Genomic DNA, 23,964 nt, shown 5'->3' with positions numbered 1-23,964 from the left:
CGTGCATGGTCTGCTTGCAGCGAGACCAGGCCCGCGAAGCTGGGTTCAGGCGCTTGCCCCTATCGATTCCCGCAAGCGGGCGCTTGCGACGCTCGACCGGGTGGGGCTTGCGGACCTTGCAATGCGCCGCGTGGACAGCCTTTCCGGCGGCCAGTCGCAGCGCGTGGCGATAGCGCGCGCGCTGGTGGCGGAACCGCGCCTCGTCCTGGCGGACGAGCCCGCCGCCAGCCTCGACCCTGCGGCCGGCGAAGAGGTGATGGATGTCTTTGCCCGGGTTGTGCGCGAGACCGGCGCGACGCTCGTTTTCACCACCCACAACCTGGCTCACGCGCTCGCGCATGGGCGACGCATCGTGGGATTGCGTGAAGGAAAGCTGGCCCTGGACGCGCCCTCGCATGAATTGGCGATCGGAGACCTTCGTGGCCTCTACGACTGACATTTCCCGCCGTCCCGGCATGCCGCTTCGTTTCGCGCGGCCGTCCGCGCTTGTGTTTCTTCTCTACGCGCTCGGCCTTGGCGTACTTGTCTGGTCCCTAGACGGGACCGGCTGGTCGGTTTCCGAACTGGCGACGGGCCTGCCGGCGCTCGGGGATTTCTTTTCGCGCGCGTGGCCTCCAAGCCTTGAGCGGCTGCCATCCCTCTCGTCCGCCCTCGTTGAGACGTTCCAGATGGCGGTCGCCGGCACGTTCGTCGGTGCTGTGATCTCGATTCCGCTCGCGGTGCTTTCGGCCAGGGGCCTGCTCGGCAGCCGCTGGCTCAATTTTGTGGCGCGCGGCGTCGTGGCGGTATTTCGCACGGTGCCCGATCTGGTCTGGGCGCTGATTTTCGTCATTGCGGTCGGGCTCGGGCCGTTTGCGGGCACCCTGGCCATAGCCGTCGACACGGCCGGCTTCTGCGGCCGCTTTTTCGCCGAGGCGATGGAGGACATCGACAAGGGGCCGGCCGAAGCGCTGCAGGCCCAAGGCGTCCGACGCATCGACACCATTTTCTGTGCCGTGATGCCGGCGGCAACGCCTGCCTTCATCACGACTACGCTGTACGCCCTCGAAAAGGCGGTGCGCTCATCGGTGGTGCTTGGCCTGGTCGGAGCCGGCGGCATCGGACTGGAATTGAAGGTCGCCATGGACATGTTCGACTACCCGACCGCCGCGACCATCATTCTGATGATCTTCGGCCTCGTCATCATCGTCGAACAGGTTGGCGCGCATACCCGCACCCGGGTGATGGACGGGCACTGAAACCAGCACTTCTCAAAGGAACATCGACTATGAAAACCGACACCGCTCACCTCGCCTGGAATGATCGCTGGGCCACGCCGCATGGCCGGGCGGACTGGCTTACGCCGGAACCGGACGTGGCGGCGTTCGCGGCGACGCTGGCTACCAGGGGCGCTCTCAAGGTGCTGGATCTTGGTTGCGGCGTCGGACGGCATGCGCTCGCCTACGCGCGCCTCGGCCTCGACGTGACGGCGGTGGACATGGCCGAGCAAGGATTGTCCGAACTGCGCCGCGCAAGCCGGGAAGAAGATCTCGCCATCGCCACACAAGTGGCGGCGATGACGGAGCTGCCGTTCGAGACGGGCTCGTTCGACCACGTCCTGTCCTTCAATGTGATCTACCACGGCGATCCGCTGATAGTGGGCGCGGCCGTCGCCGAAATCGCGCGTGTGCTGAAGCCGGGCGGCAGCTACCAGGGCACCATGCTTTCAAAGCGCAACGTCAAATACGGAAATGGCGAGGAAGTCGCGCCGAACACCTTTGTCGATGCTGCCATCGATCCTGACGATTCCGACAAGATTCACCCTCACTTTTACTGCAATGCGGCAGAACTAGTCGAACTCTTCGCGGAGTTCGAGCCTCTGAGCTTGATAGACCAGGAACACGCCAAGCCCGGCAGCTGGCACTGGCACATGGTGGCCGAGCGTCGATGAACCGGCAAGCCTTGTGAAGGAGATGATCTCCGGCAGAAATCCCAGAAGGTGTCCTACTGGTGTGGACCTACTACGATGTCCGCATTCTCTGCCGCTGCCGAGGTCCCAATTCTCTCGGGGGAAGGGCTAGACGGGTCAAATTTTCCGGTCGTTGAACGGGAAGGTCGCGCCATTTGCCGACCTTCATTCGCTTCTCTAATCCTGCCGTTCGCGCTACGACCCGAAGCACGTGAAACGACACCCGACCCGCTCCTTTGATGCCGCTCTGGACATGCTGAGCGGCGGAAGTGTGCCTCGCCTTGATCGCGCCACTTGCAGAAGTTCCTTGTCAGCCACGTCATCTTCCGCTGTGCGCGCACAGAAGCGGGCCTTTTCCTCGACGCGCAAATGGATGAGTACATGGACGCTGTCTAGCTCAGATCTGGTTGAATCGCGACATAGATGTTGCCATCGGAGCGACGCGCCGTGCTGCCGCTGGTGGTGTGGGTTTTGGCCGTATGGAAACTTTCTGGGTCGTCGCGTGCATGTTGGCTAATTCGCCAGAGAACTCTCCGTTTGTCACATCGTGCGCCGTTGGATGACACACCATGCGATCAAGCGTGGCGCGAATCCGATTGAATGCTGGTAACGCTGACGGATGGCGTCGGTGGGCGCAACAATATCAGCTGGCGCGGAGAGGACTGGTGCTAACGTCGCGGGACCAACACCAAAGGGTGATGGACGATTGCCCACGGAGAGCGCATCCTTGTACTCGGCGTCCGTCACGAAAGGACCCGGATGGAGAACGAACTCACCCGCGTCGTGGCCAAGCACCTCGGATTTGTAACGCCGCAGACGTCTTGGCAAATCGAAAACCAACCGGCTGCGGATGCCCAGCCACTCGGTCGATTCCCCGCACAGAGCTTCCCAAAGCATTCGGGGCAGGCTTGGTGGGATGGAGCGCTCGAAGATTCCTCGCATGGCGTCTTTGGTGCGACAAAAACTGGTCGCGCCGACGCTGTGCCAAAGCGCCTGGCGGTGGGTTTGGCTGTGTTCGTCGTCGCCTTGGGTTTGACTGTTCTGGTTGGCTGGTTCTCTCACACGCCGGCTCTGGTCCAACTCCTGCCAAACCTACCTCCCATGACGCGCAATGCTGCCGCGTGCTTCCTGTTCAGTGGTCTCGCCCTGATGACACTGGCTGTGGGGGGGCCACGTTGGCTGGTCGCTGTGGGCGCCGGAATAGTCGGCGTCCTGAGCGTAGCCAGACTTGTCGAGTTCGTCTTCAGAATGGATCTCGGAATCAACGAGCTCTTGGGGCCATCCTATATCAATGTCGGGCTGGTTAGTCGGGGCGGGATGGCGCCAGGGACGGCGATTTGCTTTGCCCTGACTTCGATGGGACTGCTATCGGCCCGTGCCTCCTCAAAGCGGTTCTCGCTGTTGCTGGGGCTGAACGGCTCGATTGTCGCGGCCTTTGGCATGGTAGCGACCATAGGGTTTTGGGGCGGCGTCGCACTTGCAGCGTTCCATACGGCACTCGGCTTCTGGGTCCTCGGCTTCGGCATGCTTGCGCTTGCCTGGCACATCGAGGCAAGCCCGGCGGGCACCCCGCGCTGGCTCCCGATCAGCGTCGCCATAGCCGTTGTCGCAGGCACGTTGGGCTTATGGCGAGCGCTCATACTGGCGGGACATGAACGGTTTGCTTTCCTAACTGCCGTCGTGCTGGCAGGCGGATGCCTGATCGCCCTGATCTTTGGGTGGACGGTTTACCTGGCGCAGCGCGGACACGCGCAGGCCGCGGCCCTTCGGCGAAGCGAGGCCTTTTTGAAGGAAGCCCAACACCTTAGTCGAACCGGCAGCTTCCACTGGCGTGTAGCGACAGACGAGATTATCTGGTCGGAACAACTCTATCGCATATTTGACCTGGACCCGGGCGTGCCTGTGACGCTCAAGTTGATGGGCACTCGATTCCATCCGGAAGATCTCCGGTTCCTGTACGAGATGGTCGAAAGGGCGCGAAGCGACGGTGACGATTTCGAGTACGAATTTCGACTGCAGATGGCCGACGGCTCGGTCAAATATTTGCATATGGTCGCCCACGCCACCCGAGACCAGGCGGGTCGAGCGGAGTACATCGGCGCGCTCCAGGACGTGACGGAGCGTCGGCTCTCCGAAGAGGAACTCGGGAAGGCGCGATCAGAACTCGCACATATGGCCAGGGTCACGAGCCTTGGAGCGTTGACCGCGTCGATCACGCACGAGGTCAACCAGCCGCTGTCGGGCATCATAACCAACGCCAGCACCTGTCTGCGGATGCTGGCCGCCGACCCCCCAAACGTCGACGGCGCGCGCGAAACTGCACGGCGTACGATCCGCGACGGCAACCGAGCATCTGATGTGATCGCGCGATTGCGCGCGCTCTTTGCCAAGAAGGACGTCACGACCGAGGTTGTGGATCTGAACGAGGCTACGCAAGAGGTGATCGCGCTGTCGTTGGGTGAACTTCAAAGAGGCCGGGTCTCACTGCGGTCAGAATTCGCCGACGATCTCCCACTTGTCTCAGGCGATCGGATCCAGCTTCAGCAAGTCATCCTGAACCTGCTCCTGAATGCCTCCGACGCGATGAGCGGCGTCAACGATCGTCCGCGTCAGTTGGTGATCAGGACCAAACGAGACGACCGCGACCATGTGCGCCTGGAGGTGCAGGATCTGGGAGTGGGTTTCGAACCGGAAGGTGCTGATAGACTGTTCGAACCCTTCTACACCACCAAGAGCGGCGGTATGGGAATTGGCCTTTCTGTCAGTCGCTCCATAGTCGAAAATCATAAGGGCCGCCTGTGGGCGAGGCCGAATGATGGTCCTGGCGCCACCTTTTCGTTTTCCATTCCTCATCAACCCCAACGCGTTCCGGACGCCCACGGACTTGGCCTCTCCGGTCGCCTCGAGGTACCGGAGCGCGGCGCGCCGATGTCAGGTGGTGGAGGCCCCTTGGACGCGATGTCCTGACCTTGGCCACGGTCATGACCAGGATCTTGCCATCGAACCGAACCTAGCGATGAGGGCGGCCAGCGTCACAACGAATAGAATGTACGCGAGGACGGCCTGCCATGCCCCCATGGGGAACCCGACCATTAGCAGTGTATCGTTCCCACCGGGAATGAGTAGCGCACCCAATCCCATTAGGACGCCTCCAAGCGTTCTTCTGAATATGGCTTCGAAGGTCGGCCACTTCAGCAAGAATCGACGCTTCCTGAGCCTTGCGGAGGCAAGACTGCCGCCGAACATGCAGACTGCAATTACGGCACCCGCGACAGGTATTGAAACGATCGATCCAACCGATGCCGTGATCGAGAACCCAGGCGCAAAAATTGCCAGCATGGTAAAGGTGATTCCGATCACTCCCATCGACAGCGTCAGCCGTCGAAAGTTGGACTCGGATCTAAATGACACACCTAGCCTGAGCATCAGGATGGCCAAAAGTGCAAGTGCGAGAAGGACCGCTCCAAGCGGCGGAGAAGCACTTATCGGCGGCTGATCCGGAAGCAGGTTAAACAAGGATTCGATGTAGAACACCGCAAAGATGGCGAGAAACGCGAATCCGAAGTCGATTTCGCCATTTCCGAAATGCCCGACAGACCCGAACACGCAAGCGCCGTTCACATAGGTGCCGAGCCCGAACAAAAAGGCGGCGGGAACCAGGTAGCCTATTGGCGACCAACCCTCCTGCATCATCGGTGAGGTTTCGAGGACTACGTAGACGAGGGTCGCCCAGACGGCGCATTCGATGATCGCGATCAATCGCGCAGGCCTCTTCTCCGAAACCAGTTCCCTCGTGGCGATGACGGTGCAAATTGATCCATGGTTGAGCGCGAAACCGAGAACAAATCCCAGCACCCCGAGCAATGCCATGCCCGCCCAAATCTCCATGGTTGCGGCTGCAGGGCTAGACCCTGAAATGTTCAGGAGGAATTCGCTCATTCGGCAACCGGATCAGGGCCGGGCTCCAGTTTCAGAATCTTCCAGAGGCTTATGGTGATCACTGTCGCTGCTGTTTTCTCCGGTCTGCTTCCAGGAAAAATGCTCCGCAAGCGCCGAGTGCAGGGGCGGGAAACCCGGATGGTCATAGGTCAATTCCTCCCAGTGGCCAGCGCGGCGTGTTCCGCCATCCAGCTGTGTCTGCGGAGAAGCCCTGGACGAAGTCGATTACCCGGGCCGAGGACATCTCGCACGGTCGAAGATGAATCTCACCCGCCGGGGTACGATAGAGATTGAAGCTATAGGTTTCCCGGCCCCCGAGTTCACGGCGAACAATTTCGTCCAGCCGGTCGATCTGTCGGTAGTGACGCCTTATGGCGATCCGCCGTAGATGCCCCGTGAAAAGCCATTGGGAAGCCTTGCAAGGCGAACGAGGAAAGCCGAGAGCTCATCTGATTTGGTCATCTCCGCCATCAACTTGCGTCTCCTTAGTTCCTCAGATTGGGCCACAGAGGTGGCTGCTATTCGGCCGCGGATCGCCGAGGCAGCACCCAGTTGGAGCGTGGGTAATGGCAGGTGTAGCCATTGGAGTAGCGTTCCAGGTAATCTTGGTGCTCCGGCTCCGCTTCCCAGAAGTCTCCCACCGGCTCGACCTCGGTCACGACTTCACCCGGCCACAGGCCAGAAGCCTCCACATCTGCGATGGTGTCCTCGGCTATCCGCTTCTGCTCATCATCGATGTAGTAGATCGCCGAGCGGTAGGAACTGCCGAAGTCGTTGCCCTGCCGGTCTCTGGTTGTGGGATCGTGGATCTGGAAGAAATACTCCAGGATCCGCCTGTAGCTGATCACCTCTGGATCGAAGATGATCTCTATGCCTTCGGCGTGGCGGCCGTGATTGCGGTAAGTCGCATTCGGCACATCGCCGCCGGTATAGTCCACGCGGGTCTGGACGACGCCCGGCAACTTGCGAAGCAGGTCCTGCATGCCCCAGAAGCAGCCACCAGCCACAACAGCTTTCTCGGTCATTTAGATGTCCTCCACCTGGTTGAGGTACGCGGCGTAGCCCTCGGCTTCCATTTCGTCACGCGGAATGAAACGCAGCGCCGCGGAATTGATGCAATAGCGTAGCCCGCCCCGGTCTTCGGGGCCGTCGGGAAACAGATGGCCAAGGTGGCTGTCGCCATGGACCGAGCGAACCTCGGTGCGAGTCATACCATGCGAGTCGTCCCGCAGTTCGTTGACATTTGCCGATACGATCGGCTTGGTGAAGCTTGGCCAGCCGGAGCCGGAATCAAACTTGTCGGTCGAAGCGAACAACGGTTCGCCGGAAACGACGTCGACATAGATGCCCGGCTCTTTGTTATCATGATATTCCCCCGTGAAGGGGCGCTCGGTGCCGCTCTCCTGGGTTACCCGATATTGCGCCGGGGTAAGCTTCCTGACAGCTTCGTCAGTCTTTGCGTAATTCATTGCTCTGCTCCGTTGTTGGACTTGTTGCCTCCGGGGTGGATTGACCGCCTCCACCGCTTGCGTGCCGCTTCGTCCGCGTGACTGCCTCGATCACATCGTGGGGAATTCCCAGAAGCTCCCGCGTGGCCCGATCCACCGCGCCGAGTGTCCCGAGCACGAGTTCCTTCTAGTCGGTGCTGTGCGACGATGAAGATCACAGCCCCAGTGACATCCTCGCGACGACACAAAAGCGGCGTTGTCAGCGTCCAGATGTCCGTACCAAACAGATCGATCATCAGTGGCGTCGAATCCATTGCACGTTGGTATCGGCGATACTTTTGTATTGATTGGCCAGTGAGCATCGCGTCCGTTCACGAAGACCAACACCAAGGCATAATGGACGTTTGCGCTGACCTAACGCATGCTCTCACGCACGTATGCACGAAAAGGATGGTGATGGAGACGTATCTCGGCCCCGTCTTGGATGCGCTACCGACCATGGCGTGGACCGCGCTGCCTGACGGTCGCGTCGACTTTGTCAATCGACGCTGGTCTGAATACACCGGGCTCTTCGACGCAGCTCACGGCTGGGAGTGGGAGGCCGCGGTTAGACCGGACGACTTGCCGAGGATGCTCGAACGCTGGCAATCGATTCTGGCCTCCGGCGAGTCCAGCGAAATGGAAGCGCGTGTACGACGCTTCGACGGGCAATATCGCTGCATCGCCATCCAGTGCAGCCCCATACGTGACGTTGCCGGTCAGGTGATCAAATGGTGCGGCGTCGGTACGGACATTGAGGACCTTCGGCGAGCTGAAGAGGGCCTGAAGCGGCGGGAGCTTGATTTTCAGCTGATCGTCGACAGCATTCCGGTTCCTGTCGCCGTGACGACACCGTCGGGCAAAGTTGAGGGCCTCAATCATCTCACCCTCGACTACTTCGGCAAAACATTCGAGGAGCTGAAAGGCTGGAAGGCGTCAGACGTCGTCCATCCGGATGACTTGGAGCGGACAGTCGCCGCACAGCTGGAGGCGCACCAGAGGGGTAGCACCTACAACATCGAGAGCCGCCACCGTCGCGCCGATGGCGTTTACCGCTGGCACAACGTTCATGGTCTGCCTTTACGGGATCCTCAAGGCAGCATTCTTCGCTGGCTTCACTTGCTGATCGATATCGATGATCGCAAGCGGACTGAGGAGGCGCTCAGAGCAAGCGATCGCGATGCCAGTTCAATTGTGGACAGTATTCCCGGCATGGTCGCGGCTTTCACGCCCAATGGTGAGCTCGAATTCGTCAACCGCCAGATTGTCGAGTTCTTTGGCAAGCCGTTTGAGGAGCTAAGGCGCTGGGCGACCAGCGATATGACTCACCCTGAGGATCTACCGCGCGCCGTCGAGTACTTCACGCGATCGATCGCGTCGGGTGAGCCCTTCGAGGACGAAGTCCGCGCTCGACGTTTCGATGGCGTCTACCGTTGGTGTCAGTCAAGGGGATTTCCGCTCCGGGATTCGAACGGTCGCATCGTCCGCTGGTACAACCTGCTTATCGACATTGACGAGCGTAAACGCGCCGAAGAATCTCTCGCAGCGCGCGAGCGCAATCTCAACGAGATCATCAACACGATTCCTGTGCTGGCATGGTCCGCTCTTCCAGACGGAACCCCCGAATTCTTCAACCAGCACTATCTCGATTACGTCGGCCTCGCTGCGGGGCAGTCGGAATATTGGGACCTGACTGCCGGCATCCATCCGGACGATCTCAAAGGATGGGTTGCCACGTGGCAAGCCATATTGATTTCCGGCCGACCCGGTGAGGCTGAAGCACGGCTCCGCCGGTTCGACCAACAGTATCGGTGGTTTTTATTTCGGGCCAACCCACTGCGCGATGAATCGGGCAACATCATCAAATGGTACGGAATCAGCACGGATATCGACGAGCGGAAACGCGCAGAGGAAGCGCTCCTTGCGAGCGAACGCGAGGCGCGACTGATCGTGGACAGCATTCCCGGCGGAATCGAGGTGTTGTCACCAACCGGTGACGTCGAAGCTGTCAACAAGCATGTCGCGAGGTACTTCGGGAAAACTGCGGAAGAGCTGAAGCGCACTGGGCTCGCCGGGCTAATTCACCCGGAAGATCTTCAAAATGTCCTCGATACCGCCCGGCGTTCGACCAGGACGGGAATTCCGTTTGACGCCGAACAGCGATTTCTAGGCGCCGACGGAAAGTATCGCTGGTTTCACGTTCGCGGGCTGCCCGTTCGAGATGCGAACGGGCGCATTGTGCGCTGGTACGCGTTGCACATCGACATAGACGACCGGAAGCGCGTCGAGGAGGCGCTCCGCGAGAGCGAACGCAATTTCAAACTGACCATCGACACCATCCCCACGCTGGCGTGGTCGGCTCGTCTTGACGGTTCGGCCGAATTCTTCAGCCAGCACTATCTGGACTATGTCGGACTCTCAGCCGAGCAGGCGCAGGGTTGGGGCTGGGGGGTGACCGTTCATCCGGACGACCTCAGCGGACTGACTGCCACCTGGCAGGCTATTATGGCTTCGGGAAAGCCGGGAGAGGCCGAAGCGCGGCTGCGCCGGTTCGATGGCGAGTACAGGTGGCTTCTGTTCCGCGCCAACCCATTGCTCGATGCCTCCGGGAACATCGTCAAATGGTATGGCGTCAACACCGATATCGACGACCGCAAGCGCGCGGAGACCAATCTCGCTCGCGAGAAGCAGCTTCTGGAGATGATCGCGTCCGGCAGTCCGCTTCGCGATGTTCTCAGCGCGCTGTGCGAGATGGTCGAAGAGGCTGCCTTCGGCTGCTATTGCGATGTCCACCCAATCGATTGGAGCGGCCCAACCATCGAATATAGCGTGGCCCCTTCTCTTCCTGCCAGCTACACCGACCCGATTGCGGGGCTCTCCCTTAACGGCGACGCCTTGCCCTGCGCGATAGCGGCCCGTCAGAAGGTACAGGTCGTTGCAGAGGACATGGATACCGATCCGCGCTGGCACGACTCTTCTGTTCGAACCCATGTTCTGGAACACGGACTGCGATCGGTCTGGAGCACGCCAATTCATGCAAAGGATGGACGCGTCCTTGGCACCCTTTGCCTCTATCAGCGCCAGCCTGCGAGCCCATCCCCGCAGCACCAAAATCTCATCGCGCATGCGACGCACCTCGCGAGCATTGCGATCGAGCGTTCGCGGACTGAAGCAGCGCTCAGGCGCAGTGAAACACTGCTCGCCGAAGGTCAACAGCTCAGTTCAACCGGTAGCTTCTCTTGGCGCGTGGACACGGATGAGGTCGCCTTTTCGGAAGAACTCTGTCGAATCTTCGAGTTTGACCCGAAGACGGTCGTTACACTCGAGCAGGTGCGTGCGCGGGTCCATCCGGAAGACGTTCCGCTACTGTCCGAGCAGATGGCTCGGGTTCGTGCCGGCCATGGTTATCTTGGTTACGACATCCGGCTACGGATGCCAGATGACAGGGTGAAATACTTGCGCACCTTCGGTCGTGTGGTCCGTCACCAGGATAGCCGATTGGAGTGCCTCGCTGCGGTCCAGGACGTGACGGAGCGCCGGCTCGCCGACGAGGCACTCACCAAGGCCCGCTCGGAACTCGCACATGTCTCCAGGATCACAAGCCTCGGAGCATTGACCGCGTCGATTGCCCATGAAGTCAACCAGCCGCTGTCTGGCATCATAACCAATGCTGGCACCTGCCTCCGCATGCTGGCGGCCGACCCGCCGAACATGGACGGCGCGCGGGAGACCGCGCGACGCACCATCCGCGACGGCAACCGTGCAGCCGACGTGATCACCCGACTGCGTGCACTCTTCAGCAAGAGAACCGCGTCGATCGAGCCGGTCGATCTCAACGAAGCTGCACGCGAGGTGATCGATCTGTTGTGGAGTGATCTTCAAAGAAGCCGGGTGGTTCTCCGCACCGCATTTGCTGACGGGCTTCCAGTTGCTAGCGGAGACCGCATCCAGCTTCAGCAGGTCATCGTGAACCTGCTGCGTAATGCTGCTGATGCAATGAGCGATGTTGACGATCGCCAGAGGCGGTTGCTGATCAAGACCGAAGGGGACGAGGACGATCATGTACGTTTGACCGTGCAGGACGCCGGTGTCGGGATCCAACCCGAGGCTGCGGAGCGGCTTTTTGAGGCGTTCTACACGACCAAGAGCGACGGTATGGGTATCGGCTTGTCCGTCAGCCGCTTTATCATCGAGAGCCACAACGGCCGCTTGTGGGCGGCATCCAACGATGGCCCGGGGGCCACGTTTTCGTTTTCCATCCCCAGGTACTCAGGGGATGAGGCACCCGCGCAAGATGTCAGCGCCGCGAGGGTGTCCGCCATCAGCAGTGCCCAAAGTGTAGCGGGGATTTAATGAAAATTGCGCATCCACTCGTATCGGTCGTCGATGACGACGAGTCCGTACGCGAGTCTCTACCCGATTTGCTCAAGGAGTTCGGTTTTAGCGTGAGGACGTTCTCCTCGGCTGAAGAGTTTCTGGCGTCCGACAGTATCGACAAGACCAGTTGCCTGATCCTGGACGTCGCGATGCCCGGGATGACAGGCCCCGAGTTGCAGCAGGAATTGACGTGCCGAGGTCTGCGGATCCCGATCGTCTTCATCACGGCGCAAGCGGATGACAGCATACGGCCGCGTCTCATCAAGCAGGGTGCCGTGGAGTGCCTTTTCAAGCCGTTCAGCGATGCAGCCCTTCAGGAGGCACTCAGTTCAGTGCTTCGTGCGGACTGATCGTCGTGCCACTTTATTGCCTGTTGAGGTAAGGTGATGTACAAAGGTTTTGCGACTGCACCGGGCGATGGGGCGAGGTCGGCATCTATGTCGCACGAATTACCTGTGGTGTTCGTCGTCGATGACGACGTATCTGTGCGCGAATCCTTGGAGTTGCTTATCCGAACTGCAGGCTGGCAGCCGGAAACGTTCGCCTCGGCCCGGGAATTCCTCTCGTGCCCGCGAGCGCTAGTTCCGAACTGCCTGATCCTCGACGTCAATCTTCCGGACATTAGCGGGCTCGACCTGCAGCAGTTCGTTTCCGTCGAGCGGACCGACATGCCGATCATCATCGTCACGGGCTACGGCGATGTTCCGATGACGGTGAAGGCGATGAAGGCGGGGGCCGTCGAGTTCCTGACAAAGCCCTTCAGCGACGATGCGCTACTGACCGCCTTGGAGCAGGCGCTTGATCGCAGCAGGAACATGCTCGCCATGGACTCCGAGATCCATGCGCTGCGGGATCGTCATGCATCCCTCAGCCGTCGGGAGCAGGAGGTCATGGCGCTGGTGGTTTCCGGCCTGCTGAACAAGCAAGTCGGCTTCGAGCTCGGGATCAGCGAGATCACGGTGAAGGCACACCGAGGCCAGGCGATGCGTAAGATGAAGGCTCGCTCTCTCCCGGACCTGGTCAACATGGCGGCGAAACTCGGAATCGCGCACTAGCATCGGATGCGACGGCGTCATCCGCATAGCCGATGCTCCAACGAGCAGCCGCTCTACGCGTTGCCCGCAGTCCGCCTATCCAGGGCGGCAGCAATCCCGCACCAAACAATGGCTTCGCAGGCATGATGCCGCTGCTGTCCTGGTCGCCGTGGTGCTCGGTGGCCAGAGGGGAATGACGGGGCGCACCATCTGCCCTTTTTTGTACCGCCGCGACATTCTCATGCGGCAGAGCTGCTCGTCGCGCAACCGACGCCAAAGTATTGAGGATACCATCGTACAATAGATTTACCCGCTCGCTTGACCGATTCTGTAAATCGCATCCGTCTAAGAAAATGTGCGAAGTGGAAAGTGACTTCGCACATCGCTGCCGCTGGTCGCCATTTTCCGGTCAGTTTATGGAGACCTTCCCGGAGACGTTTTTTCCGGTACCTGCAATGGAGAAGGACATGATAGACGAACGGCCTCGAACGTTCCGGCATTGCAGCACAGACGATGGCACTGATGCGGTGGCGGGCATGGATCCGCGAATACTGCTCGCCTCGATAGTCCACGATTTCAACAGTCTCCTCACCCCGATCGTCACGATCATGGAGGACCTGCAACGCCAGGAGGTCGGCTCGCCGAGGCAGCTCAAGCGTATCGATGGAGCGATATTCTGCGCCTTCCGCGCCAAAACACTGGCACGACAGCTGCTCGATTTTGCGAACCCCCGGGAACTCCAGCTGGAGGCCGTGGATATCAGCCAGCTTCTGGAATTCTTGGAACCGGTCTTAGCGAGCGTCTTGCCTAGCGGTATCACCATTCGGCTCGATATCGACGCAGATCTTCCGCCGGCCTTCATCGACCGGCATCTAATAGAGCGGGCGTTGCTGAACCTGGTGCTCAATGCTCGCGATGCGATGCCGGATGGCGGAGAGGTCGTCGTTGCCGCCGCCATGGCTCGACAATCCGGCAGACGTATCCCGTCGCGCGAACCGTTGGTCCGCCTCTCGGTTGCTGACACCGGTATTGGAATGAACCCGGCGACACTTCGAAGTGCGGGGGTGCCCTACTTTTCGACGAAAACCAACGGAACAGGTCTCGGCTTGGCGATGGTGAGTCAAATGATGGAAAGGCAAGGCGGCGGGCTGTCGGTCACAAGCACGCAATACCGCGGCACGGCGATTGACCTGTGGCTGCCGGTAATGCCACCATCTTCCATGGCACATAGGCGATCGAACAGAAGCGCGTGCCACGAAACTCCGAAGGCCCCATCCGGTCGCTGACAACTGCGCTATGCGCATTCGCCCTCTGACTAGACCATCCTCACGATGTCAAGCGAGGCGCGCTGCTCCCTGTGACGACGCTGCGCACATTCGCGATCTGCATTGCACCTCGCGCCGTCCCCGTCCTGCGGAGCCCATTCAAGGTGGCGGCTAGTTCGCGGTAGCTCGTGGCGCAGGTTCTGGCAATCCCATGAAGAGATATGCGCCGGCACCGAGTTCAGCAACGTTTCAGCCATCAGGGCCCGCAATGGAGTCAACGTGGGTCAGAGCCGGCCCCGACGGGCCAAGAGAGCAAGATTCTTGGCGACGCTGCGCTCGGCAGAGCGATGACATCCCGTCGCGAGCATGAAGATTCGCTCGTACGTGTCGCGGCCCCCGCGTCCGGCCGCAGTATTCGCCTAGCCACTCGGGTGCATCGCGCCGATCACAGTTGGTATTAGCTCCGAGACCGTCGGATGGATTGGCACGGCCCACTGGAGATCACGATACGGTGTGCCGACGTTGATGGCGTCGAGTACGCCGTGGATGGCCTCGTCGCCGCCGGGGCCCAAGATCGCGGCCCCAAGGATCTTGCCCGTCTCCGCATCGGCGACGATTTTCATGAATCCGAGCGTCTCGCCCTTCTCGACAGCGCGACCGACGCGCGTCATCGGTCGCGTGCCGACGAGTACAGGGAGACCGGCCTTCCGCCCTTCCGCCTCGCTCATGCCGGCGCGTCCCAGCGGCGGGTCGATGTAAAGTGCGTAGCCCTGCACCCGGTCGCTGACCCTGCGGCTTTCCCCGTCGAGCAGATTGGCGGCAACGATCTCGAAATCATTGTAAGCCGTGTGGGTGAATGCACCTCGGCCGTTGCACTCACCGAGCGCGAAGACACCCTCGACGTTCGTCGCGAGACGGTCGTCGACGGTAATGTAGCCGCGCGCGTCCCGTGCGATTTCTGCCTGGTCCAAACCGAGATCATCAGTATTGGGGCGGCGTCCGACAGCGAGCAGCACGTGGCTGCCGACCACGTCGCGAGGCTCGCGCGCGCAGTGAAGGCCGACGCGGATTTCATCGCCGTGTGGCTCAAAGCGGATGCATTCGGCGTCCACCCTGATCGCAATACCTTCGCGCTCGAGAATGTCCTTGATCGACGTGGAAACATCCTCGTCCTCGCGCGAAACCAGGCGAGGGCCTTTCTCCACCACGGTCACTTCGGCACCGAAACGGCGGAACATCTGTGCGAATTCGAGCCCGACGTAGCTGCCGCCGACCACGATGAGGTGGCGAGGCGCCTGGTCGAGCGCGACCATGTCGGTGTTGTCTAGAACCTTGACTTGGTCGATGCCGGGCATATCCGGTCTTGCCGCCCGGCCGCCGACATTGATGAAGATCCTCGGCGCCGAAAGTAATTCGCCGCCAACCTCGATCTTGTGTGGACCGATGAACCGGGCATGGCCGCGGAGCGTGGTGCAGTTTTCCATGCTGGTTAGCCATCTCTCGAGGCCCGAACGCGCGTCGAGCGTCACCTTGGCCGCGCGCGCATGGACCTTCCTCATGTCAACCGTGATTTCGCCACCGACCGAGATGCCGAAGTCGCCGGCGCGCCGGGCGAGATGTGCGGCATAGGCGCTGGCGACCATCGCCTTCGTCGGCATGCAGCCAGAGTTGACGCAGGTTCCGCCGACGAACTTGCGTTCGATCAGCGCGACCTTCATGCCTGCTGCTGTCAAACGCCCGGCAAGGGAGGGTCCCGCCTGCCCGGCACCGATGATGATCGCGTCGAAGCGACGGTTCATGACACGCCCCCCACGATCAGGGCTGCTGTCGCCATCACACGAACCGTTTTCATGAGAACCTCCATTCGTCGCTCAGAAGGAAGACGGGCTGATCAAGGTGCCGATTGAATGGGTCCTGGCGAGCGCCATCGGGCGTCGCACGTGAGTCAATCGAATCCGGTTAGGCACACAGATTGACTGACATCCGTACCAAATCTATTGCACGATAGTATCGGCAATACTTTTGGATCGGCTCGCGCTGAGCAGGCGCTGCGATAATGGAGACCGACACCACCGCACAATAGACCCGGGCGCATGCTCCCGCACATGCGGCGAGGGCGGGCAAACGAAGGCGAGACGGTCGACCGATTAACCGCTCAAGCGATGCGCTTGCGAGAAGACACGCTCAGGAGAAGTCCGGCGCTCTTCGCGGGTGCGAAGTCAGCGGGGGTCACGTCTGTGCCCTATTGAACTGCGACGTGGAAGCCCTTTCACGCCTTTTCCATTTGCGGCAACAGAGGGTCACCTCGGCAATCCGGAGATCGCGCGAGCATCTTGAACGGCTGACTGCGGCCGATATTGCTACGAAGGCCGCCGGGCAACGAGGCCAGATCAACGTGGCGCCGACACGGAAGCCTGTCTTGTGACAGCCGCTTCAATCCGGACTGCGCTGATGCCGCGCCTAGCGGCCCAGACTGATGCCAAAGTATTGGGGACACCATGGTACAATAGATTTGCCTCCACACTTGCACGAATCTGTACATGGCATTCGACCATGCAGACGTGCTCAGTGGAAAGGAGATCGCGTCATGAAACTCTTGTCCCTCATCACGCAGCCTCTATCGGCGTTTCGCAAATTCGTCGCGCCCCGCTACCGGCCGGAGCTCCACTACATGCGCGGCCCAGGACCAGCCTACGCGCGCCGCACGGTCACGGTCGACGCGAGACGGCGCGGCCGATGACAACACAGATCCCGACGACGCGATGGGTGCCCGGGGTGGGTGTACCGTTGGGTGCCTACAAGAGCCGAACTTCCACAGCCAGCAGTCGGTCTGCGCCGATCTGCTGACGCCAAGTACAGGAGTTCCCATTATGAGACCGAAGCAGGCAGTCCACTACCCGATCTGCCGCTGTCATGTCGGCTGTGTCGTTGACGGCGGTGGCACGCCCGCATCCAACGACGGCTTTGCAGGCATAACACTGTTGCGCCAGGCCGCAGCTGTTGTTGTCGGCGCATGGGTGCTCCTCGTTTCATCGGAGGCGAGGACGCATGACGCGTTGCCGACCGCTGCGCAGCCGCAGGGGTGGTCTTATCCCTTCTCCTGCTGCTCCGGCTACGATTGCCGCGAAGTCGCATACAATGCCATCGGAGAGCGGCCCGAAGGCTACGTTATAAAGGGCACGGGCGAAGTGATTACCTACACAGACAGCCGGATCAAGAACAGTCCCGACGGCGTGTTTCATTGGTGTTCGGCGGCAGGAGCGAGTGACGGGCACACAATCTGCCTGTTTGTACCGCCGCGTGGTTTCTGAGAACGACACGGTGCGCTTGTTTGGCAACGGGATATGCCCATGGCCTTGAGGAAGAGCGGACTGCAACGCTTGGATGAGCCGGCCGCTATTGCAGTCTTTTACTCAAGCTTGGTCTGCTTTGCAGCCCAAGCTGGCGGCAAGATCGCCGCGATCCTGATCCCAACATGAGGACAAAACAATGAGAATGATCAAGTTGACGAGGTTCATCGGCGCAGCGGGCATCGCAGTCGCACTCGCCAGTACAACCCTGTACGCTAACGGGCCGGAGCACAAGACGGTGAGGCCTGTCTCCCAGAGAACGGGAGCGCAGGGTTTCGATGAGACGGTGAGGCCTGTCTTCGAGCGGGCCATCCCGAACATCCCGGGCAAGAGCCTGATCGCTGTCGAGGTGATTTACCCGCCCGGCGGCAAGTCGGCGCCCCATTTCCATACCAAGTCCGCCTTCATCTACGCCCACGTGCTTTCTGGCGCTATTCGCAGCCAGGTCGATGGCGAACCCGCCAAAGTCTACCAGGTCGGCGAGGGCTTCTACGAAAACCCTGGCTCGCACCACAGGGTGAGTGAGAACGCCAGCGCCACCGAACCGGCAAGCCTGCTCGCCGTCTTTATCACCGATCCCACAGACACACTGACCATCCCGCAGCAGTAAGGACCGCCACCATGCCCCAGCGCATGAACTATGCGGCCGCCGCACCGGGTGGCATGAAGGCCCTCGGCGCCGTCTACGGCTATGTTGCCCAGAGCGGATTGCCGGCAGCCCTGATCGAACTTGTCTATCTTCGCATCTCACAGATCAACGGCTGCGCCTACTGCATCGACATGCACAGCCGCGACCTGCTCAAGGCGGACGTGCCGCTCGAGAAGCTCGTGCTCGTCCCGGCCTGGGACGAGGCCGGGCTCCTGTTCAGCAGCCAAGAAAAGGCAGCACTGAAGTGGGCCGAAGTGGTCACCCGGGTCAGCGACACGCATGTACCAGAGGAGGCCTATGCCGAGGCTCGCGCTACGTTCGGCGAAAAGGAACTCGCTGACCTGACGATCGCAATCGGCCTGATGAACGCCTTCAACCGCCTGGCCATCAGCTTCCGAGCCACGCCGCTGGCCGCAGCTTCAAGGTGCGTGAGATCTCCCAAGGCACGACAGATGCAAAGGAACATCCGATGACGACAATCAGCATCCCTCATGAAGAAGCCCGGAGCCAAGTCGGCACGTCGATGAAGGCTTGGCGCGTGCATGAGTTCGGCCCTCCGGAAACAATGCAGTTCGAGCGGGTCCCAGTGCCAAGCCCGGGGCCGGGAGAAGTCCTTGTCAGAGTCCACGCCGCCGGAGTTGGGCCTTGGGATGGCTGGGTCAGAGGCGGAAGAAGCGCGCTTCCGCAACCGCTTCCCCTCACACTGGGTTCCGACCTGTCCGGAGAGATCGAGACTGTCGGGCCAGACGTGACCGGTCTGCGTGTCGGCGATCAGATTTATGGCGTCACGAATCCCCGCTTCATCGGCGCCTATGCCGAATATGCGCTGGCTTCGGTGGGGATGATTGCCCACAAGCCGACCTCTCTCACCCACGTCGAAGCGGCCTCAGTTCCTGTAATCGCCGTAACTGCCTGGCAGGGACTGTTCGACCAGGCGCAGCTCACAGCGGGCCAGACCGTCCTCATACACGGAGGCGCGGGCAACGTTGGGGCCTACGCGGTGCAACTCGCCCGCCGTGCCGGCATTCGGACCATCACAACGGCAGCGACCGACGAAATCGCACTTGCGCGCGAGCTTGGGGCGGACACGGTGGTTGATTTTCAGACCGAGCGTTTCGAGGATGCGGCCCGGAATGTCGATGCCGTCCTGGATCTCGTCGGCGGCGAAACGCAGAACCGTTCGTTCGAGGTGCTGCGCCGCGGCGGCAAGCTGATTTCGGCGGTATCCGAACCAAATCAGGAACTGGCAAAGAAACACCGCGTCGATGCGACCTTCTTCCTGGTCAAAGTCACAACCAGGCACCTGACAGAACTCACCGATCTGATCGACCGCGGCAATCTGAGAACACGGGTTGGTGCCGTTCTGCCGCTCGCGGACGCACGCGAGGCTCACTACATTTTGGAAGGCCGGCGTCCTCCGCCGAAAGGAAAAATAGTCCTCGCCGTGAGAACTCAGTAGAGGCTTTCGCTGAGGCCTTCAGGCAACAGGATCTGGGTGCAGGATTGACGGCGTCGCTCTCCCAAGACTTCGAACTCGTTCAAACGCTCCAGCCTACACAGGACTCGACGGGTGGCTTCGTGGGTTTGGCCGTCTGCCGCAAGCACCGCAGTTTTCAACGCGGGTTGCCGCTTGCCACCGCGCTAATCGTCGCCGTCAAATCGCAGCCACAGCATGAATCAAGCGCGCCTGCAACTCAGGAGCAAACCCATGAACGAAATGCCGCGCGCCCTCCGTAGCAGCGAAGGAGTTCCACGATGACTTCCAACACGCAACGGCTTCAATTTGCCGGCCATTCCGGCGCAACATTGGCAGCCCGCCTCGATCTACCCAATGGGCAGATCCGGGCTTACGCACTGTTCGCCCATTGCTTCACCTGCTCCAAGGATCTTGCGGCAGCGCGCCGCATCGCGGCGGACCTTGCGCGCGAAGGTGTCGCTGTCCTGCGCTTCGACTTCACTGGCTTGGGATCGAGCGAAGGCGAATTCGCCTCGACGAACTTCACCTCGAATGTTGCGGACCTTCTGTCGGCGGCCGACTATCTGCGCGACCATTTTCAGGCACCGTCGGTGCTGATTGGCCATTCCCTCGGAGGTGCAGCTGTACTGGCCGTGGCCAAGGATATTCCCGAGGTGCGCGCCGTCGCCACCATCGGTGCGCCGGCCGATGCCGGCCATGTGTTGAAGAACTTCGGGACGAGCCTCGAGGAAATCGAGAGGAGCGGTGAGGCTGAAGTCGATCTCGCCGGGCGCAAGTTCCGTGTTACAAAGCAATTTGTCGAGGACGTGCGTGCACAGCGCCTCAGCGAGGCAGTCGCAGCTCTGAAGAAGCCGCTCCTCATCCTGCACTCGCCGCTGGACGAGACGGTGGCAATCGAGAACGCCACCAACATCTTCCTGGCGGCCAGGCATCCGAAGAGCTTCGTTTCGCTGGATACGGCCGACCATCTTCTCACGAGGCCCGAAGACGCCGCCTTCGCCGCGCAGGTCATTTCGGGATGGCTGACGCGCTATCTCGCCGCCGACACGCCGCAAGGCATGGCGCCGATCGAGCATGTCCGCCTCACCGAGACGGGCGAAGGCAAGTTTCAGAACATGGCGCAGGCGGGGCGGCATCGGCTTTTCGCCGATGAACCGGCACACGTGGGCGGACTCGATTCGGGACCGTCGCCCTATGACTTCCTATCGATCGCGCTTGGCGCATGCACATCGATGACGCTGCGCCTTTATGCCGACCACAAGAAGCTGCAGCTCGGGCGCATCAGCGTCGACGTCTCGCACGCAAAAAGCCATGCCAGCGACTGCGAGGAGTGCACTGAATCGGAACGCAGCAGTGGCGGCAGGATCGACCGTTTCGAGCGGGTCATTTCGGTCGATGGCGAGGTCCCCGAGGACCTTCGCGGAAAGATTGCCGAAATTGCCGGAAAATGCCCGGTTCATCGCACGCTCGAAGCCGTCGCGAAGATCGCAACCGTCGTGGAAATCAGAAAGTGAGTCAATGTTGCGACGGCTTTGACCAAGCGCAGATGCCAGGTTCCTCAGTCGACACCGGGTGTTCGCCCAGACGGCCGAGCCGGTGCCGCCTGTTCGACCGCACTTCCGCAGGACGCGCTGCCTTTTGCACAAGATTCAACGGAGGTCTGGGACCGCCGCCGGTCAACTGCCGTAACGTTCAGTCTTGATCAAGGCCGGGTCTATTCCGGACGCGATCGCTCCCTCGGTCGCCGTCTCCACGAACGGATCTGAACCGCAAATCAGCACATGGCGCAGCGGCATCTTCATGGCCGCGACGACGCCCCCGATGAAAGCGGCATCAATACGCCCAGCCCGGAACGAGTGCGCTCCTGCCTCCCGCGTCAGTGTCACCGTCAGGCTAAAGCCGTCGCCGGCGCCCGCCAATTTCGATAGCTCGTCGAAGAACAGAAGCTCCTCGCGCGTTCGCGCTGAGAACACGAGTGTCACGGGAGCCCTTGACCCGATCGACGCGCGCTGGCGCAGCATGGACATGAAGGGGGCCACGCCTGAGCCGCCGCCAATGAAAAGCACAGGGCCGGGATCGTCAGGGCTCCAGATGAAGTGTCCACCAATCGGCCCACCGATCTCGATTTCGTCGTCGATCTCTGCGGCATCATGCATGAAAGGCGAGACCTCGCCGTCATCAAACCTTTCAATCGCGAGTTCGAGCTCTTCGGCCTTACCAGGCCCGGGCGCGGAGGTGATAGAGTAACTGCGCTGGGCGCGATAACCGTCCGGTGCCGTCAGCCGGATCAAAACGTGTTGACCGGGCCGAAACGACATGGGCTCCGGAAGACGAAAGAAGAAGCTTTTGACGCGCGGGGATAACGTCTCGATGTGCGTGATAGTCGCGTTTTGCCAGTCCATCGCCGCATCAATCGTTCGTGTAGCGCTGTTCGCGCCAAGGGTCGCCGTAGTGATGGTAACCGCGTAATTCCCAGAAACCGAGTTCATCGCGCTCGGTGAACTGCAGGGCATTCACCCATTTAGCGGATTTCCAGAAATAGAGATGCGGCACCAGCAGCCGCGCCGGTCCGCCATGCTCGGCCGCAAGGGGTTGGCCGGCGTATCTGGTTGCCACCATCGCCTTGCCCACGAGGAGGTCGGCCACCGGCAGGTTCGTGGAGTAGCCTCCGTAAGAATGAGCGAGCGTGTAGGCGGTCGGCGCCTCCAGATTGGCCGCTGCCAGAATATCGTCGATCAGCACACCCTCCCAGAATGTGTTGAGCTTCGACCATGTGGTCACGCAATGGATGTCCCGCGTCATCTTAGTCTGGGGCAGAGCGTTGAACTCAGCCCAGTTCCATTTCGCGACAGGCCGTGGCCCGACTTTCAGGGTGAATGTCCAATCCTCGGCGCTGATCCGGGGCGTCGGCGCTGCCGATAAAATCGGGAAGTCCGTGACGACATGTTGGCCCGGCGGAAGACGGGTCGACTGATCGGAATTGCCCGGCCTGCCTACAAAACCGCGTGTGACCATGGCGATGCTCCTTTCCTGTCCCTACTTCAAACCGGCTGCTTCAAGGCTGCAGGATCGACGGGCAGCTTTCTCAGGCGTTTGCCCGTGGCCGCGAAGATCGCATTGGTTACGGCGGGGCCAATGCACGAAGTACCGGCCTCGCCCATGCCACCGGGCAACTCCCGGTTCTGCACGATGTGCACCTCGACATTCGGTGCCTCGTCCATCCGCAGGATCGGGTAGCTGTCGAAATTGGTTTGCTCGACACGACCGTCCCTGAGCGTGATGTGGCCGTAGAGCGCCGCGGTGATGCCGAACATGACAGCGCCCTGAATCTGGGCCTCGACGGTGTCGGGATTGACGACGGTGCCGCAATCGACCGCGCAGACGACGCGCCGAACGCGAACCGTGCCGTCCTTCGCTACCTCGACCTCCGCAATCTGCGCCATGTAGGTTGCAAACGCGTTCTGTACCGAGACCCCTCGGCCGACCCGTGGCGGAAGCTTCTCTCCCCAGCCTATCTTATCGGCGGCAAGCGCGAGCACTGCCTTTGCCCGGGGCGTATTGTCGAGCAGCGCGAGCCTGTATGCGACCGGGTCCTGCTTCGCCGCCGTCGCCAGCTCGTCCATGAAGCTTTCGGTCACGAAGACGTTGCGCGACGGTCCGACACTGCGCCAGAACGCGGTCGGAATGCCAGGCGGCTCCACCTGCACGTATTCGACGCGCAGATTCGGGAGGTTATAAACGAGGTTGATGGCGCCTTCGGTCGTGTCCGGATCGAGACCATTGTTGAACGCCGGCGGCAGGTATCTCGCGATGACAGACGAGCCGGCATAATGGTTCTTCCAGGCGACCGGCATTCCTTTGCTGTCGAGGCCGGCGGACAGCCGGTGGGCGAACATGGGCCGATACATGTCGTGCTGGATGTCTTCTTCGCGGGTCCACACGACCTTGACGGGACCGTCGACGTGTTTCGCAATCTCGACAGCGCGACCGATCCAGTCGGCCTCGAGCCTGCGGCCGAAACCGCCGCCGATCAGGTGATTGTGCACGACGACCTTGTCCAACGGCAGGCCTGCGGTCTGCGCCGCGGTTGACTGGGCCAGCGCGAGCGCCTGGGTTCCGACCCAGATTTCGCAGCCGTCCTCGTGTAGATGGACGGTGCAGTTCATCGGCTCCATCGTCGCATGTGCGAGAAACGGAAGCTGATAGGTCCCCTCGACCCTGGTGGCGGCGCCCACTATCGCTTGGTCGACATCGCCTATGGTCTGCGCAACGGCCCCCGGGGTGAGCGACGCCGCGTCGAGCTCGGCGGCGATGGCTTCGGTAGTAACCCCGGCATGCGGCCCGTCGTCCCATTCGATCACCAGGGCCTCGAGGCCCTTCTTCGCCGCGCCCATGTGGTCGGCCACCACGGCGACGGCGTCGTCGAGCCTCACGATCT

General features: G+C 61.1%; 21 protein-coding genes. 14 read left to right on the top strand and 7 right to left on the bottom strand.

What is annotated here, in order from left to right:
• From MAXJ12_RS32555 to MAXJ12_RS34825, 4 genes are all read left to right on the top strand, one after another.
• Positions 1-436: ATP-binding cassette domain-containing protein (locus tag MAXJ12_RS32555; RefSeq protein WP_040589382.1), on the top strand; the 436-nt coding region annotated here is incomplete at its 5' end.
• Positions 420-1,238 (top strand): phosphonate ABC transporter, permease protein PhnE, encoded by an 819-nt coding sequence (phnE, locus tag MAXJ12_RS32550; RefSeq protein ID WP_008840488.1) that lies wholly within the window; start codon positions 420-422, stop codon positions 1,236-1,238. The genes MAXJ12_RS32555 and phnE, both read left to right, overlap by 17 nt.
• 29 nt (positions 1,239-1,267) lie before the next feature.
• Positions 1,268-1,930, top strand: a complete 663-nt coding sequence (locus MAXJ12_RS32545; protein WP_008840487.1) for a class I SAM-dependent methyltransferase — start codon at positions 1,268-1,270, stop codon at positions 1,928-1,930.
• Between the two features lie 777 nt (positions 1,931-2,707).
• The gene (locus MAXJ12_RS34825; RefSeq protein WP_008840486.1) at positions 2,708-4,915 is read left to right on the top strand and encodes an ATP-binding protein; all 2,208 of its coding nucleotides are present in this window, start codon (positions 2,708-2,710) and stop codon (positions 4,913-4,915) included.
• A 12-nt stretch (positions 4,916-4,927) separates the two neighbouring features.
• On the opposite strand, the gene MAXJ12_RS32535 is transcribed toward MAXJ12_RS34825, so the two are convergent.
• The 3 genes from MAXJ12_RS32535 to msrB all read right to left on the bottom strand — a co-directional run bounded on the left by MAXJ12_RS32535 (position 4,928) and on the right by msrB (position 7,356).
• Positions 4,928-5,887 (bottom strand): YeeE/YedE thiosulfate transporter family protein, encoded by a 960-nt coding sequence (locus MAXJ12_RS32535; RefSeq protein ID WP_008840485.1) that lies wholly within the window; start codon positions 5,885-5,887, stop codon positions 4,928-4,930.
• 518 nt (positions 5,888-6,405) lie between these two features.
• Positions 6,406-6,912, bottom strand: a complete 507-nt coding sequence (gene msrA, locus MAXJ12_RS32530; RefSeq protein ID WP_008840483.1) for a peptide-methionine (S)-S-oxide reductase MsrA — start codon at positions 6,910-6,912, stop codon at positions 6,406-6,408.
• Positions 6,913-7,356 carry a peptide-methionine (R)-S-oxide reductase MsrB gene (gene msrB, locus MAXJ12_RS32525; protein WP_008840482.1) on the bottom strand — a complete coding sequence of 148 codons (444 nt, stop codon included), beginning with the start codon at positions 7,354-7,356 and terminating at the stop codon, positions 6,913-6,915. It abuts the gene before it with no gap.
• A 435-nt stretch (positions 7,357-7,791) separates the two neighbouring features.
• Here msrB and MAXJ12_RS34820 point away from each other — a divergent pair, with 435 nt between their 5' ends.
• From MAXJ12_RS34820 to MAXJ12_RS32505, 4 genes are all read left to right on the top strand, one after another.
• Positions 7,792-11,727, top strand: coding sequence for a PAS domain-containing protein (locus MAXJ12_RS34820; protein WP_157999700.1), 3,936 nt, complete (start codon positions 7,792-7,794; stop codon positions 11,725-11,727).
• Positions 11,727-12,101 (top strand): response regulator, encoded by a 375-nt coding sequence (locus tag MAXJ12_RS32515; protein WP_008840480.1) that lies wholly within the window; start codon positions 11,727-11,729, stop codon positions 12,099-12,101. Before MAXJ12_RS34820 ends, MAXJ12_RS32515 begins: the two co-directional genes overlap by 1 nt.
• Positions 12,102-12,188: 87 nt before the next feature.
• Positions 12,189-12,806: a response regulator transcription factor gene (locus MAXJ12_RS32510; RefSeq protein ID WP_008840479.1), complete on the top strand. Its 618-nt coding sequence runs from the start codon at positions 12,189-12,191 to the stop codon at positions 12,804-12,806.
• A gap of 341 nt (positions 12,807-13,147) precedes the next feature.
• Complete coding sequence (locus MAXJ12_RS32505; protein WP_157999699.1) at positions 13,148-14,071, top strand: two-component system sensor histidine kinase NtrB; 924 nt, start codon at positions 13,148-13,150, stop codon at positions 14,069-14,071.
• Between the two features lie 398 nt (positions 14,072-14,469).
• Here the strand turns inward: MAXJ12_RS32505 and MAXJ12_RS32500 are convergent, their stop codons facing one another.
• Complete coding sequence (locus tag MAXJ12_RS32500; protein WP_008840477.1) at positions 14,470-15,849, bottom strand: FAD-containing oxidoreductase; 1,380 nt, start codon at positions 15,847-15,849, stop codon at positions 14,470-14,472.
• A gap of 788 nt (positions 15,850-16,637) precedes the next feature.
• Between MAXJ12_RS32500 and MAXJ12_RS38390 the strand changes: the two genes are divergently transcribed.
• The 6 genes from MAXJ12_RS38390 (at position 16,638) to MAXJ12_RS32475 (ending at position 21,040) form a co-directional block, all read left to right on the top strand.
• Entirely contained in the window at positions 16,638-16,790 is a 153-nt protein-coding gene (locus MAXJ12_RS38390) for a hypothetical protein (RefSeq protein ID WP_008840476.1), read from the top strand.
• 130 nt (positions 16,791-16,920) lie between these two features.
• The gene (locus MAXJ12_RS32495) at positions 16,921-17,361 is read left to right on the top strand and encodes a hypothetical protein (protein ID WP_008840475.1); all 441 of its coding nucleotides are present in this window, start codon (positions 16,921-16,923) and stop codon (positions 17,359-17,361) included.
• 178 nt (positions 17,362-17,539) lie between these two features.
• A complete protein-coding gene (locus tag MAXJ12_RS32490; RefSeq protein ID WP_008840473.1) occupies positions 17,540-18,010 on the top strand; it encodes a cupin domain-containing protein in 471 nt (156 codons plus the stop codon).
• Between the two features lie 11 nt (positions 18,011-18,021).
• Complete coding sequence (locus MAXJ12_RS32485; RefSeq protein WP_008840472.1) at positions 18,022-18,522, top strand: carboxymuconolactone decarboxylase family protein; 501 nt, start codon at positions 18,022-18,024, stop codon at positions 18,520-18,522.
• A complete protein-coding gene (locus MAXJ12_RS32480; RefSeq protein ID WP_420492408.1) occupies positions 18,519-19,508 on the top strand; it encodes an NADP-dependent oxidoreductase in 990 nt (329 codons plus the stop codon). The genes MAXJ12_RS32485 and MAXJ12_RS32480 overlap by 4 nt, the downstream gene beginning before the upstream one ends.
• Before the next feature lie 296 nt (positions 19,509-19,804).
• Positions 19,805-21,040 carry a bifunctional alpha/beta hydrolase/OsmC family protein gene (locus MAXJ12_RS32475; protein ID WP_008840470.1) on the top strand — a complete coding sequence of 412 codons (1,236 nt, stop codon included), beginning with the start codon at positions 19,805-19,807 and terminating at the stop codon, positions 21,038-21,040.
• A gap of 162 nt (positions 21,041-21,202) precedes the next feature.
• Here the strand turns inward: MAXJ12_RS32475 and MAXJ12_RS32470 are convergent, their stop codons facing one another.
• The 3 genes from MAXJ12_RS32470 to MAXJ12_RS32460 all read right to left on the bottom strand — a co-directional run.
• Positions 21,203-21,928 (bottom strand): FAD-binding oxidoreductase, encoded by a 726-nt coding sequence (locus tag MAXJ12_RS32470; protein ID WP_008840469.1) that lies wholly within the window; start codon positions 21,926-21,928, stop codon positions 21,203-21,205.
• A gap of 7 nt (positions 21,929-21,935) precedes the next feature.
• Complete coding sequence (locus MAXJ12_RS32465; RefSeq protein WP_008840468.1) at positions 21,936-22,541, bottom strand: sulfite oxidase-like oxidoreductase; 606 nt, start codon at positions 22,539-22,541, stop codon at positions 21,936-21,938.
• A 26-nt stretch (positions 22,542-22,567) separates the two neighbouring features.
• On the bottom strand, positions 22,568-23,964 hold a 1,397-nt coding region (locus MAXJ12_RS32460), incomplete at its 5' end, for a xanthine dehydrogenase family protein molybdopterin-binding subunit (protein WP_008840467.1).

Origin of the sequence: Mesorhizobium alhagi CCNWXJ12-2, assembly GCF_000236565.1 — a bacterium.
GTDB lineage: Bacteria > Pseudomonadota > Alphaproteobacteria > Rhizobiales > Rhizobiaceae > Allomesorhizobium > Allomesorhizobium alhagi.
This window is presented reverse-complemented; position numbering and strand designations above follow the sequence as displayed.